Genomic DNA, 12381 nt, shown 5'->3' on the forward strand with positions numbered 1-12381 from the left:
GTGCCGCGTGTTCCGTGGGGGGGGGGTGCTTCTGATCACCACCCCGGCGCTGGCCAACGCGGGGGGGGGGGGGGGGGGGGTGGGGGGGGGGGGGGGGGGGGGGGGGGCGGGGGGGGGGCCCCCCCCCCGCCCCGGGATCAGGAGGTGGTTCAGGCCGCGTACGCCGGGTCCTTCATCAGGAAGGTCACCAGCGGCTTGATGTCGTCGACCGCCAGCGCGGTGAAGGTGACGCCGAGCTTGATGGAGGCGGTGCGGGTCAGCGACAGCTCCTCGGTGTCGGTGACCTGGCCACGCGGGAGGACGAAGCGGTACGTGATGGCGCTGCCGTCGGTGAACTCGATGCCCAGCGCCTTCTCGTTGAACTTCGGGTTCGAGGCCAGCTCGTACTTGTAGATGCCGGAGCCGGTGGCGGTCTCGGCGAGGGTGTCGCCGCCCATGAAGAACGGCAGGGTGTCCTCGTTGAGCTGGAGCAGCTGGAACTTCACCGTCAGGTCGCGGTCCGAGTAGATGAACCGGGCCGGGGAGACCGACTGCCAGGTCTCGACCGGGTCGAGCTTGTCCTTCTTGGACAGCTTGATGCCGTCCGGCGAGGTGTAGCCGAGATCCTTCCAGGCCGCGGCCCACGCGGCGGTGGTGTCGGTCGGCGCGGCCGTACCGACCGGAGCGACCAGGATGCGGCCGGTGCCGGCGACGCGGATCTCGTTGGCGTTGTTGCCTGCCATGCGTGACTCCTTGGGAGTGGTGGGTTGTCGAGAGGTGCCGTGGTACGGCGAAGGCCCCGCCGTTCTCGAACGGGCAGGGCCTGATCAGGTGGAGCGTGCGTGGGGCGCGCGCTCAGGCGGGGCGGATGTACAGCCGCACCGTGGAGAAGTAGCGGTTGGCGGCGGCCCGGTTCCAGTCGGGCAACCAGCGCGGTCCGTCGGCCTCGACGACGTCGGAGACGCGCGCCGCTGCGTACGTCGTGCCGCGCAGCGCGAGCAGCGCCGAGCGGACCGTGAGGGCGAGCGTGTGGGCGCCGGTCTTGCTCGGGCCGTACACCTCGAAGTCGACGAGGGGCTGGTCCAGGTGCTGGTCGTCGATCCAGGCTCCGCCGGAGCGGGAGACCAGGACGACCTGCTGGGTGCCGTCGAATCCGGTGGGCGGAACGTTGTCCACCGTCGCGGCGGCGAGTTCGGTGCGGTCGCTCAGGAAGTCGACGACGAGTCGCTCGACATCCGGGAAGGTGACCGTCGGATCGGCCAAGGTGCGGCCTCCCTTCGGGAAGGTGCGGGCGGGGTGTCGCGCGGGAACGTGAGTGGGCCCAGGACGCTGCGGCACTCTTCGGCTCTACGGCCCTACGCGAAACGGCGGGGCCGCCACCCGGTGCCGGGCGCAGCTCCGCCGCTGCACCAACTGTGACACATTGCGAGCGCGCGCGCAATCAATAGCGACTAGGGGCGGCCGGTGCGTGCCCGTCGCGCCTCCGTCAGCGCGTCCGTCCAGCCGGCGGCGTAGGCGCGGGACTCCCGGCTGAGCAGCTCCTCGTAGACCTGGTCGAGCAGCGCCTCGCGGCCGGGCGCGGGGGAGTGCAGAAGGCGGGCGAGGCAGGCGTAGGTGTCGGTCGGTTGCTGCGTGTGATTGCTCGTGTCAGTCGTCGCCATGTCGGCCTGCCTTCCGGTTTGTCCGCTGGGCTGGGTGGTGCGGGTGGGTGCCGCGGGGCGTCGAGACCATTGTTCGAACTAGTGTACGAGTACTTCATCGTGTCGTCCCGTGTTTGCCGAGGAGTCTCCGTTGTGCAGGGCCCGGACCTGCGGGGATGAGGAATCCAGTGCGAGGAGCGGATCACCGCCGCGTGCCTCCCGGGGTCACGAGGGCGCCCGGCGTGGCGGACTCGGCTCGGACAACGCGCCCGCGGGGCGCCGCCCCTCCGCGTAGGCGGGAAGGGCGGTGAGGCGAGGTGGGGAGTGGTGTACGTACGACCCGGTACACCCGCGGGCCCATGGGTGCTCCCCGACGGCGTACCGCCGGGGAAAGGTCAGCCGGTGATCGAGGAGGTTCCCGTCGCCGCCTCCACCGGAATCCGACTGTCTGCCCGGGCGTGGCTCTGCCTCGCAGCCTGGGTCTCGGTTCCCGTCCCGGGCTCGTTCGGCAGGAACTGCTCCACCACCCGGACGAACATGTCCCGCCGGTCGGCGGGTACGCCCAGCAGGTCCGCCACCTCCTCCAGGGTGGGGCGGCGGTCGACCTCCACGCCGGGGGCGGGGGAGGTCAAGTGCTCGCGGGGGTCGGCCAGTTCCTCGGCGGTCAGCCGGCCGGAGCGGATGAGCATGTCGCGGACCGGCACGCCCAGCACGCGCGCGAGCCTGCGCGTGGTCTCCAGGTCCGGCATGCTCTGGCGCTGCAGCAGGCGGGTGACGGCGGCGCGATGGACTCCCGCCTCGTCCGCGATGCGGGACTTGCCGCCGCCGCGTGGGCTGTCGATGTCGTAGCCGCGATCGCGCATCAGGTCCTCGACCCAAGCGGCGAACGCGTCCAGATCCTGGCTGGTCATCTGAGGGCTCGCTTCCTTTGGAGTGCGGCAAGTTTAGCTTGCTAGCGCGCAACGAATTATGTGCTCTCGTGCAAGCACGCAAAAGATCCCGATCTCCCGACAAGGCCACTGGCATATTTGTTGCGAGCGCGCGCGCAATCTGTAAGGCTGGACAGCGCTCGCTTCACACCCGTCACACCAGAGCCCCTGGGAGGCCCCCTATGTCCGTCACCGGAACGTGCCCGCCACCGGAACCCGCAGAACCCGTCGCCTGGCAGGCCGCGGCCGCCTGCGCCGGGCTCCCGGCCGGGGTCGTCTTCTCGAAGAGGGCCAAGGAGGCCGCGCCCGCGCTGCGGGCCTGCGCCGGCTGCCCGGTGCGGCGCGAATGCGAGGAGGCCGTCGCGCCGGCCGACAACTGGTTCGACGGTGTCTGCGGAGGTCGCCTGTGGCGCCGGGGCCGCCCGGTGGAGACCCCCGCCCCTTTCCTTCCTGCCCTGCCGAGCGGATCGCGCGGAGGTTCCGTTGGCTGACCAGTGCCCCCCGCCCGACCGTCGTACGACGTCCGCACATCCCCCTTCCGGCGAACGCGCCGCCGGCAACGCCGCTCTCTGGATCGGCATGCTCCTCCAGCAGTTCCCCGAACTGTCCACCGAGCTCGTCCCCGGCCGCACCACCCCGACCGGCCGCCCCGCCCCCGCACCCCCCGCGGACCTCGCCGACCGTCTCCGCGAGGAACGCGCCGAAGCCCTGCTCCTCCAGCAGGCCCACGGTCTCCTGGCCCCCGGCCACAGCGCGGCCCCGTTGCGCCTGCACATCTCCGACACCATCCGCGACATCACCGACGGCGTGATCGAACTGGAGGAAGCGGTGCGCGACCGCCTCGGTCTGACCCGGGCCCGCCGCGCGACCGTGCCCGAGCGGCTGCGCCGTATCGCCGGCCTGCTCGACGGCGTCACCGCCGACCCCGTGCTCGCCGCCCATGTGCGGGACGAGACCCGCCGGATGGCCCGGCGCTGTGCCCGTGCCCTGGGGGACACCGAGACGGTCGTCCGGGTCTCCGGCCGCTGCCCCTGGTGCGACTCCGTCTCGTTGCGGGCCTTCCCGGACCGCGCGGCCGTCCTCTGCGTCAACCCGGCGTGCCGCTGCTCGGTGCCGGACTGCGGCTGCCACGACGACCCGGCCTACCGGCACGTCTGGAACGAAGGGGAGTGCAACCCCCGATGAAGCCGGTGAAGGCCGACCTGCCCACTCTGATCCCCGGCCCCCTCGCCGCCCAGGAAGTCGGTGTCGCCCCCGCGACCATCCGCAAGTGGGTTCAGCTGGGCCGTCTCACCCCGGTGGGCAAGGCGGGCCGCGCGCAGCTCTTCCGCCTGGAGGACGTGTTCGCCGCCGAGCGCGCCGTCACGCGGCGGGGGCGCTGCCGGTCCGGTGAGGAGAGTGAAGGGACGGACTGACGACCCTCTTCCCCCGCCGGGCGCGGGAACCTGTCCCGGTATCGGCGCGTTGGAGCATCATGGAGGCATTCGACCTCTCAGGGGGTACTCCGTGTCGCAATCGTCATGGCAGCCGTGGCAGGGCAAGGACGAGTCGTCGCCGCAGTCGACGCCGAACGACGGGGTCGGCGGCGGTGTGCTGCGGCCGTGGCAGGGCGGGGGGATGTCGCATCCGACGCCGCATCCGACGCCGCATCCGCATCCGGCGCCACGCCCGGCACCCCGCCCCGCGCCGTATCCCTGGGGCGGACCCCCCACCCCGGATCTCCTCGCCTCCCACGCCGACCGCGAGCGCGCCGTCGACGTGCTCCGGGCCGGCTACGGGGAGGGGCGGATGGAGAAGGACGAGTTCGACCGGCGGGTGGGGCGGGCGTACGGCGCGCGCACGGTGGGGGAGCTGGCGCTGCTCGTCGCCGACCTGCCGCAGGGGCCCGTACCGCAGCCCGCGGCCGTCACCGCCGTACCGCGGACCTTTCTGCCCGCCCCGCGGCCGCGGGCGAACGGGAAGGCGGTCGGAGCCGCGGTGTGCGGGCTGCTGTGTGTGCCGACCTTCGGGTTCACCGGGATCCCGGCGGTGATCCTCGGGCACGCGGCGCGGGCGGAGATCGACCGGACGGGAGAGAGCGGCGACGGGCTCGCGCTGACCGGGCTGGTGTTCGGCTGGCTGTCGATCGCCGCGTGGTCGATCCTGATGACGCTGCTGCTCGCGGTGGGGCTCGCCTCCGGATGAGCCCCGTGGGCGCAGGGCCGGCCGGCGTCGGGGAGGCCGGGTTTCACGTGTGCGCAGTGTGAAATCGAAGATCATCCACGGCGTAGGGGCTTGACACCGGTCGCCCCGAGAGGTTGCCGCCGTCCATTTGTTTTGACCACAGCGAACGACCTGGGTACGCTCAGACCTTGTGCCTGGGGTGTGCCCTGGCTCCCGTGCGTGCCTTCAACCGCACTAGGGGAGCCTCGAGCGGCCACCGTAATCTGCGCCCTTTTCGCCTCGCGGCGGGAGTCCGCCGGATTCGACACACCCGACCGCGTGGGTCGGAGAAGTTCCAGGTTAGCTTCACCATTCGGCACACAGAAACCGGAGAAGTAGTGCCTACGATCCAGCAGCTGGTCCGGAAGGGCCGGCAGGACAAGGTCGAGAAGAACAAGACGCCCGCACTCGAGGGTTCCCCTCAGCGTCGTGGCGTCTGCACGCGTGTGTTCACGACCACCCCGAAGAAGCCGAACTCGGCCCTGCGTAAGGTCGCGCGTGTGCGTCTGACCAGCGGGATCGAGGTCACTGCTTACATTCCGGGTGAGGGACACAACCTGCAGGAGCACTCCATCGTGCTCGTGCGTGGCGGTCGTGTGAAGGACCTGCCCGGTGTTCGCTACAAGATCATCCGCGGTTCGCTCGACACCCAGGGTGTCAAGAACCGCAAGCAGGCCCGCAGCCGCTACGGCGCCAAGAAGGAGAAGTAGAAATGCCTCGTAAGGGCCCCGCCCCGAAGCGCCCGGTCATCATCGACCCGGTCTACGGTTCTCCCCTGGTGACCTCCCTCATCAACAAGGTGCTGCTGAACGGCAAGCGCTCCACCGCCGAGCGCATCGTGTACGGCGCCATGGAGGGCCTGCGCGAGAAGACCAGCAACGACCCGGTCATCACGCTGAAGCGCGCGCTGGAGAACATCAAGCCGACCCTCGAGGTCAAGTCCCGCCGTGTCGGTGGCGCGACCTACCAGGTCCCGATCGAGGTCAAGCCGGGCCGTGCGAACACGCTCGCCCTGCGCTGGCTGGTCGGTTACTCCCGCGCCCGTCGCGAGAAGACCATGACCGAGCGTCTGCTCAACGAGCTTCTCGACGCTTCGAACGGCCTCGGTGCGGCCGTCAAGAAGCGCGAGGACACCCACAAGATGGCCGAGTCCAACAAGGCCTTCGCGCACTACCGCTGGTAGTCGCAGACCCCATCGAGACCGAGAGAAGACCGAAGCCTTATGGCTACCACTTCACTTGACCTGGCCAAGGTCCGCAACATCGGGATCATGGCCCACATCGACGCGGGCAAGACGACCACCACCGAGCGGATCCTCTTCTACACCGGCGTCAGCTACAAGATCGGTGAGGTCCACGACGGCGCCGCCACCATGGACTGGATGGAGCAGGAGCAGGAGCGTGGCATCACGATCACCTCTGCTGCCACCACCTGTCACTGGCCGCTCGAGGGCAACGACTACACGATCAACATCATCGACACCCCCGGGCACGTCGACTTCACGGTCGAGGTGGAGCGTTCGCTCCGCGTACTCGACGGTGCCGTCACGGTGTTCGACGGTGTCGCCGGTGTCGAGCCGCAGTCCGAGACGGTGTGGCGTCAGGCCGACCGTTACGGCGTGCCGCGCATCTGCTTCGTGAACAAGCTGGACCGTACCGGCGCCGAGTTCCACCGCTGTGTGGACATGATCTCGGACCGCCTGGGCGCCGTCCCGCTCGTCATGCAGCTGCCGATCGGTGCCGAGATGGACTTCAAGGGCGTTGTGGACCTGGTCCGCATGAAGGCGCTCGTGTGGTCCGCCGAGGCGGCGAAGGGCGAGATGTACGACGTCGTCGACATCCCGGCCACGCACACCGAGGCCGCCGAGGAGTACCGCGGCAAGCTGGTCGAGGCCGTCGCGGAGAACGACGACGAGATCATGGAGCTGTTCCTGGAGGGCCAGGAGCCCACCGAGGAGCAGCTGTACGCCGCGATCCGTCGCATCACCATCGCGTCCGGCAAGTCCGACGGCGTCACGGTCACCCCGGTGTTCTGTGGCACCGCGTTCAAGAACAAGGGCGTCCAGCCCCTGCTCGACGCGGTCGTGCGCTACCTGCCGACCCCGCTCGACGTCGAGGCCATCGAGGGCCACGACGTGAAGGACCCCGAGCTGGTCGTCAAGCGCAAGCCGTCCGACGAGGAGCCGCTGTCCGCGCTGGCGTTCAAGATCATGAGCGACCCGCACCTCGGCAAGCTCACCTTCGTCCGGATCTACTCCGGTCGCCTGGAGTCCGGCACCGCGGTGCTGAACTCCGTCAAGGGCAAGAAGGAGCGCATCGGCAAGATCTACCGCATGCACGCGAACAAGCGTGAGGAGATCGAGTCGGTGGGCGCCGGCGACATCGTCGCCGTCATGGGCCTGAAGCAGACCACCACCGGTGAGACGCTGAGCGACGACAAGAACCCGGTCATCCTGGAGTCCATGGACTTCCCGGCGCCGGTCATCCAGGTCGCCATCGAGCCCAAGTCCAAGGGTGACCAGGAGAAGCTGGGTGTCGCCATCCAGCGTCTCGCGGAGGAGGACCCCTCCTTCCAGGTTCACTCGGACGAGGAGACCGGCCAGACCATCATCGGTGGTATGGGCGAACTGCACCTCGAGGTGCTGGTCGACCGTATGCGCCGTGAGTTCAAGGTCGAGGCCAACGTCGGTAAGCCGCAGGTCGCCTACCGTGAGACGATCCGCAAGGCCGTCGAGCGCGTCGACTACACGCACAAGAAGCAGACTGGTGGTACCGGCCAGTTCGCCAAGGTGCAGATCGCGATCGAGCCGATCGAGGGCGGCGACGCCTCTTACGAGTTCGTGAACAAGGTGACCGGTGGTCGTATCCCGAAGGAGTACATCCCTTCGGTCGACGCCGGTGCGCAGGAGGCCATGCAGTTCGGCATCCTCGCCGGGTACGAGATGACGGGCGTCCGCGTCCTTCTTCTCGACGGTGCCTACCACGAGGTCGACTCCTCCGAGCTCGCGTTCAAGATCGCCGGCTCGCAGGCGTTCAAGGAGGCCGCACGCAAGGCCAGCCCCGTGCTGCTCGAGCCGATGATGGCCGTCGAGGTCACCACGCCCGAGGACTACATGGGTGAGGTCATCGGCGACATCAACTCCCGCCGTGGTCAGATCCAGGCCATGGAGGAGCGGGCCGGTGCCCGCGTCGTGAAGGGCCTCGTGCCCCTCTCGGAGATGTTCGGCTACGTCGGAGACCTCCGCAGCAAGACGTCGGGTCGCGCAAGCTACTCGATGCAGTTCGACTCCTACGCCGAGGTTCCGCGGAACGTCGCCGAGGAGATCATCGCGAAGGCCAAGGGCGAGTAACGCACCGCGTTCGCACGCTTTAGGCTTGACTCCGGAGCCCGGAGGGGCATTCACCCGTATTTGCGGGGGGAGTGCTCCCGGGCCGAGGCTTTCCAGCAAAGATCACCTGGCGCCGATGAAGCAAGGCGTTCAGAACCACTCCACAGGAGGACCCCGTGGCGAAGGCGAAGTTCGAGCGGACTAAGCCCCACGTCAACATCGGCACCATCGGTCACATCGACCACGGTAAGACGACCCTTACGGCCGCCATTACCAAGGTGCTGCACGACGCGTACCCGGACCTGAACGAGGCCTCGGCCTTCGACCAGATCGACAAGGCTCCCGAGGAGCGCCAGCGCGGTATCACCATCTCCATCGCGCACGTCGAGTACCAGACCGAGACGCGTCACTACGCCCACGTCGACTGCCCCGGTCACGCGGACTACATCAAGAACATGATCACGGGTGCGGCGCAGATGGACGGCGCCATCCTCGTGGTCGCCGCCACCGACGGCCCGATGCCGCAGACCAAGGAGCACGTGCTCCTGGCCCGCCAGGTCGGCGTTCCCTACATCGTCGTAGCCCTGAACAAGGCCGACATGGTGGACGACGAGGAGATCCTGGAGCTCGTCGAGCTCGAGGTGCGTGAGCTCCTCTCCGAGTACGAGTTCCCGGGCGACGACCTGCCGGTCGTCAAGGTCTCGGCGCTCAAGGCGCTCGAGGGTGACAAGGAGTGGGGCCAGACCGTCCTCGACCTGATGAAGGCCGTCGACGAGTCCATCCCGCAGCCCGAGCGTGACGTCGACAAGCCGTTCCTCATGCCCATCGAGGACGTCTTCACGATCACCGGTCGCGGTACGGTCGTCACCGGCCGTATCGAGCGTGGTGTCCTGAAGGTCAACGAGACCGTCGACATCATCGGCATCAAGACCGAGAAGACCACCACCACGGTCACCGGTATCGAGATGTTCCGCAAGCTGCTCGACGAGGGCCAGGCCGGTGAGAACGTCGGTCTGCTCCTCCGTGGCATCAAGCGCGAGGACGTCGAGCGCGGCCAGGTCATCATCAAGCCGGGCTCGGTCACCCCGCACACCGAGTTCGAGGCGCAGGCGTACATCCTGTCCAAGGACGAGGGCGGCCGCCACACGCCGTTCTTCAACAACTACCGTCCGCAGTTCTACTTCCGTACGACGGACGTGACCGGCGTGGTGACCCTCCCCGAGGGCACCGAGATGGTCATGCCGGGTGACAACACCGAGATGAAGGTGGAGCTCATCCAGCCCGTCGCCATGGAAGAGGGCCTGAAGTTCGCCATCCGTGAGGGTGGTCGCACGGTGGGCGCCGGCCAGGTCACCAAGATCACTGCCTGATCTTGACCCGGTCGGGTCTCTGACCCGGTAGGTCTCTGAAGGGGCCCGTACGACTTCGGTCGTACGGGCCTTTTCGCATCCCTGGGCTCATCCTGTCTGCGCCTCCGGAACCGGCTGCGGGCCAAACGCCATGAGGGCGAGGGTCAGGCAGCGGACGGTCGCGCCGGCCGCCAGGGCCGTGACGAAGGAGTCGACATGCATGCCGTAGTCAAGCCGCGAGCTGATCCAGGAGACGAGCAGCCAGACCAGCGTGTCCTGGGCGATGCCGAGCGCGCCGAAGAGGATCCACGGGGACGTCCTGATGGCGCTCGGATAGCAGTGGATGAGCTGACCGACGATCAGCAGGACCGAGCCGCTGAGGAGGAAGTCCCAGGACGGGGTGTCGGCCACGGGGGAGACACCGGGGAGCAGGCCGGCGGCGAGGGCGGCTCCGGCGTAGGTGCCCGTGATGCGTCTTCGTTTGTACATGGCTGAGATCATCGGGACGGGCGTGGCGTTCTGACAAGACGTCAAGTGAAGTCTGGGGGAACTCTGTGGAGCGCCCCGGCGAGGTTTGCGGCAACTCCCCGGCACCGGTGGGGGGAATGTTCTCGTCTGGTCGCTGTGGGGCGGTTGTGAGGGTCGTAGCCTGAGGCGTCCGGTGGCCACTCCCGGCCCGGCATTCCCTCGCGAGGACGGACGGACACGCAGGTGTCGATGCAGGATGCGGAGCGCAGAACGTCGATACCCCGGCAGGTCGTCAGCGGCCTGCAGCAGCCGCTCCCGCCCCTCACCGTGCCCGCCCCGCCGGGACAGCCCGCGCACACCGCCCGGCACGCCGCCGTACGGGACCGCGCCGGCCGCCGGCTCTACGCCATCGACGGCATCCGGCTCCTCGCCGCCCTCATGGTCGCCATGCACCACTACGCCGGCACCCACCGCGTCGACCAGCCGGGCAACCGCATCTGGGACCGCCCGGTCTCCGACATCATGCCGACGGTCTTCCGGTTCGCCTCCTACGGCTGGATCGGCGTCGAGATCTTCTTCGTGATCAGCGGCTTCGTGATCTGCATGTCGTGCTGGGGCCGTACCCCCCGCCAGTTCTTCACGTCACGGGTGATCCGGCTGTACCCGGCGTACTGGTTCGCCATCGCGTTCACCACCACCGTCCTGATGCTGCTGCCCGGCGTGTGGGACCGCCTGCGCACACGGGACGTACTCCTCAACATCACGATGCTCCAGTCCGGTTCGGGCGTCATGAACGTCGACGGCGTCTACTGGACCCTCTGGTCGGAGCTGCGCTTCTACCTGCTGTTCCTGGTGGTCGTGTGGAGCGGCCTGACCTACCGCAAGGTCGTCGTCTTCTGCTGTGTGTGGGGCGCCGCGGCCATGCTCGCCCCGATCTCGAAACTGCCCCTGCTGGAACTGGTCGCCAACCCGGAGGGCGCCTGGTACTTCATCGCGGGCCTCTCCCTCTACCTGATGCACCGCTTCGGCCAGGACCTGCTGCTGTGGGGCATCCTCGCGATGGCCTGGCTGATGGGCCAGCGGGAACTGGGCATCCGGATCGACGAGGTCGAGCATGTGTCGGGATGGCGGGGGAGCGTGGCGATCTTCACCGTGTTCCTGCTCGTCATGGTCGCCATCGCCCTCGGCGCCACGGACCGCATCCGCTGGAAGTGGCTGGTGACGGCGGGCGCGCTGACGTATCCGCTGTATCTGATGCACTACGCGGCCGGTACGGCGGTCATCAACCGCCTGCGCGACACCATGGACGCCCGTCTGCTGGTCGTCTCCGTGATCGCAGGGTTCATGCTGCTGAGCTGGCTGGTGCACCGGTTCGTGGAGCGGCCGGTGGCACGGCTGCTGAAGCGGGGGTTGGACACGTCTTTCGCGCGGCTGCGGAACGCGGGCGCCTGACCTCCGTACGGCGACCGTGCTTTCTGAGTACGAACGCTCATGCGACCGCGGGGCCCGAGCGCTGTGATGGACCCATGCCGGACCTCACACTCGACGACGACCGCGCCACCCGCGCCTGGGTCGCCCCGCTGCTCTCTACGCTCCTGACCCTGCCAGCGTGTCTGCTCGCCTACGTCGTCGGCGGCCTCTCCACGATGGCGTGCGACTCCTGCACGGCCGCCGAGGCCGACCGTTTCGGGTCGAGCTTCGACATCGCCTTCCCGGTGCTGCTCGGGGGCCTGGGCATCGCCCTGTTCCTGCTGGCCGCCGGATGGGCCCTGCCGTGGGAACGCGGCAACACGGCGCGCCGGCTGGGGCTGGCGCTGGCGGCACCGGCGCTGGTGCCGGTCGTGTACGTCGTGTTCACGGCGCTGGTCGACTGGCCGTAGACCAAGGGGTTGAGCATCGTCGCCGAACCGGACCTTCGCGTCCCGGGCGCAGGCTGAGGTCCGCATCTGGATGCTGGGACGACGATGGGGACCTGGGCCGAGTTGCCGTGCTCCCGGGCGGCTCGTCGGCCGGGCAGGCCCTTTCCCTGAAGAGGGCGGCTACGCGGGCGGTGCCGTGTCGCTGATCAGGCGCAGCGAGGGGGGTGGTGGGGCGAACTCGCCGATTTCGAGTGCTGCCTCGCGCCAGTGCGCGATGAGTTCGAGGATGCCTTCGCTGTCCTGGCGGTAGCCGGGCGGCGGCATGTGCGGGGCGGTCGGCCACATGATGGTGGCGGCGAACCGGACCGCGTGCATGGCGGCGCTCACGCGCGGGTCGACGGCCCCGCCCTCCAGACGCCGGAGCGTGTCGAGCCGGGCGGCGGTGTCGAGGAGCTCGGCGTACATCATCGCGTGCTCCCGCCCGTACACGGTCGTTGGTTCGTTCACGGGTGGCGTGCCTCCGGGCTTCGGGTAGGGGGCGGTGTCCGTCGGCTGCGCGCCGACACATCCGTCAGGTTTCCGAGCCGCGGGCGCCGCGGCCCGCCTTGCGACAGTCGCGGCAGCGGG

At 69.0% G+C, this 12381-nt stretch carries 16 protein-coding genes; 10 read left to right on the plus strand and 6 right to left on the minus strand.

Annotation, left to right across the window (positions count from 1 at the left end):
• Positions 1-149 precede the first annotated feature (149 nt).
• From ACIBJB_RS34510 to ACIBJB_RS34525, 4 genes are all read right to left on the minus strand, one after another.
• Positions 150-722 (minus strand): phage tail protein, encoded by a 573-nt coding sequence (locus ACIBJB_RS34510; RefSeq protein WP_398936555.1) that lies wholly within the window; start codon positions 720-722, stop codon positions 150-152.
• A gap of 112 nt (positions 723-834) precedes the next feature.
• Complete coding sequence (locus tag ACIBJB_RS34515) at positions 835-1242, minus strand: hypothetical protein (RefSeq protein WP_398936557.1); 408 nt, start codon at positions 1240-1242, stop codon at positions 835-837.
• Positions 1243-1430: 188 nt separating this feature from the next.
• Positions 1431-1640 (minus strand): hypothetical protein, encoded by a 210-nt coding sequence (locus ACIBJB_RS34520; RefSeq protein ID WP_398936559.1) that lies wholly within the window; start codon positions 1638-1640, stop codon positions 1431-1433.
• 374 nt (positions 1641-2014) lie between these two features.
• Positions 2015-2530 (minus strand): helix-turn-helix domain-containing protein, encoded by a 516-nt coding sequence (locus ACIBJB_RS34525; RefSeq protein WP_398936561.1) that lies wholly within the window; start codon positions 2528-2530, stop codon positions 2015-2017.
• Between the two features lie 200 nt (positions 2531-2730).
• On the opposite strand from ACIBJB_RS34525, the gene ACIBJB_RS34530 reads away from it, so the two are divergent.
• From ACIBJB_RS34530 to tuf, 8 genes are all read left to right on the plus strand, one after another.
• Positions 2731-3039 (plus strand): WhiB family transcriptional regulator, encoded by a 309-nt coding sequence (locus tag ACIBJB_RS34530; protein WP_398936563.1) that lies wholly within the window; start codon positions 2731-2733, stop codon positions 3037-3039.
• Positions 3032-3733, plus strand: a complete 702-nt coding sequence (locus ACIBJB_RS34535) for a hypothetical protein (protein ID WP_398936565.1) — start codon at positions 3032-3034, stop codon at positions 3731-3733. The genes ACIBJB_RS34530 and ACIBJB_RS34535 overlap by 8 nt, the downstream gene beginning before the upstream one ends.
• Positions 3730-3963, plus strand: coding sequence for a hypothetical protein (locus tag ACIBJB_RS34540; RefSeq protein ID WP_398936567.1), 234 nt, complete (start codon positions 3730-3732; stop codon positions 3961-3963). Before ACIBJB_RS34535 ends, ACIBJB_RS34540 begins: the two co-directional genes overlap by 4 nt.
• 202 nt (positions 3964-4165) lie before the next feature.
• A complete protein-coding gene (locus ACIBJB_RS34545; RefSeq protein WP_398936747.1) occupies positions 4166-4732 on the plus strand; it encodes a DUF1707 and DUF4190 domain-containing protein in 567 nt (188 codons plus the stop codon).
• A 356-nt stretch (positions 4733-5088) separates the two neighbouring features.
• On the plus strand, positions 5089-5460 hold the full coding sequence (rpsL, locus tag ACIBJB_RS34550; protein WP_003948652.1) for a 30S ribosomal protein S12: 372 nt from the start codon (positions 5089-5091) through the stop codon (positions 5458-5460).
• Between the two features lie 2 nt (positions 5461-5462).
• Positions 5463-5933, plus strand: a complete 471-nt coding sequence (gene rpsG, locus ACIBJB_RS34555) for a 30S ribosomal protein S7 (RefSeq protein ID WP_005481264.1) — start codon at positions 5463-5465, stop codon at positions 5931-5933.
• 39 nt (positions 5934-5972) lie between these two features.
• Positions 5973-8099 (plus strand): elongation factor G, encoded by a 2127-nt coding sequence (fusA, locus tag ACIBJB_RS34560; protein WP_398936569.1) that lies wholly within the window; start codon positions 5973-5975, stop codon positions 8097-8099.
• Positions 8100-8254: 155 nt separating this feature from the next.
• Positions 8255-9448: an elongation factor Tu gene (gene tuf, locus ACIBJB_RS34565; protein ID WP_398936571.1), complete on the plus strand. Its 1194-nt coding sequence runs from the start codon at positions 8255-8257 to the stop codon at positions 9446-9448.
• Between the two features lie 87 nt (positions 9449-9535).
• Here the strand turns inward: tuf and ACIBJB_RS34570 are convergent, their stop codons facing one another.
• Positions 9536-9916 carry a hypothetical protein gene (locus ACIBJB_RS34570; RefSeq protein ID WP_398936573.1) on the minus strand — a complete coding sequence of 127 codons (381 nt, stop codon included), beginning with the start codon at positions 9914-9916 and terminating at the stop codon, positions 9536-9538.
• Positions 9917-10144: 228 nt separating this feature from the next.
• Between ACIBJB_RS34570 and ACIBJB_RS34575 the strand changes: the two genes are divergently transcribed.
• Both ACIBJB_RS34575 and ACIBJB_RS34580 read left to right on the plus strand, forming a co-directional pair.
• Positions 10145-11347: an acyltransferase family protein gene (locus ACIBJB_RS34575; RefSeq protein ID WP_398936749.1), complete on the plus strand. Its 1203-nt coding sequence runs from the start codon at positions 10145-10147 to the stop codon at positions 11345-11347.
• 74 nt (positions 11348-11421) lie between these two features.
• Positions 11422-11775, plus strand: coding sequence for a hypothetical protein (locus tag ACIBJB_RS34580; RefSeq protein WP_398936575.1), 354 nt, complete (start codon positions 11422-11424; stop codon positions 11773-11775).
• A gap of 159 nt (positions 11776-11934) precedes the next feature.
• On the opposite strand, the gene ACIBJB_RS34585 is transcribed toward ACIBJB_RS34580, so the two are convergent.
• Positions 11935-12261 carry a hypothetical protein gene (locus ACIBJB_RS34585; RefSeq protein WP_398936577.1) on the minus strand — a complete coding sequence of 109 codons (327 nt, stop codon included), beginning with the start codon at positions 12259-12261 and terminating at the stop codon, positions 11935-11937.
• Positions 12262-12381 lie beyond the last annotated feature (120 nt).

This window comes from Streptomyces sp. NPDC050759, assembly GCF_044456945.1.
Taxonomy (GTDB): domain Bacteria; phylum Actinomycetota; class Actinomycetes; order Streptomycetales; family Streptomycetaceae; genus Streptomyces.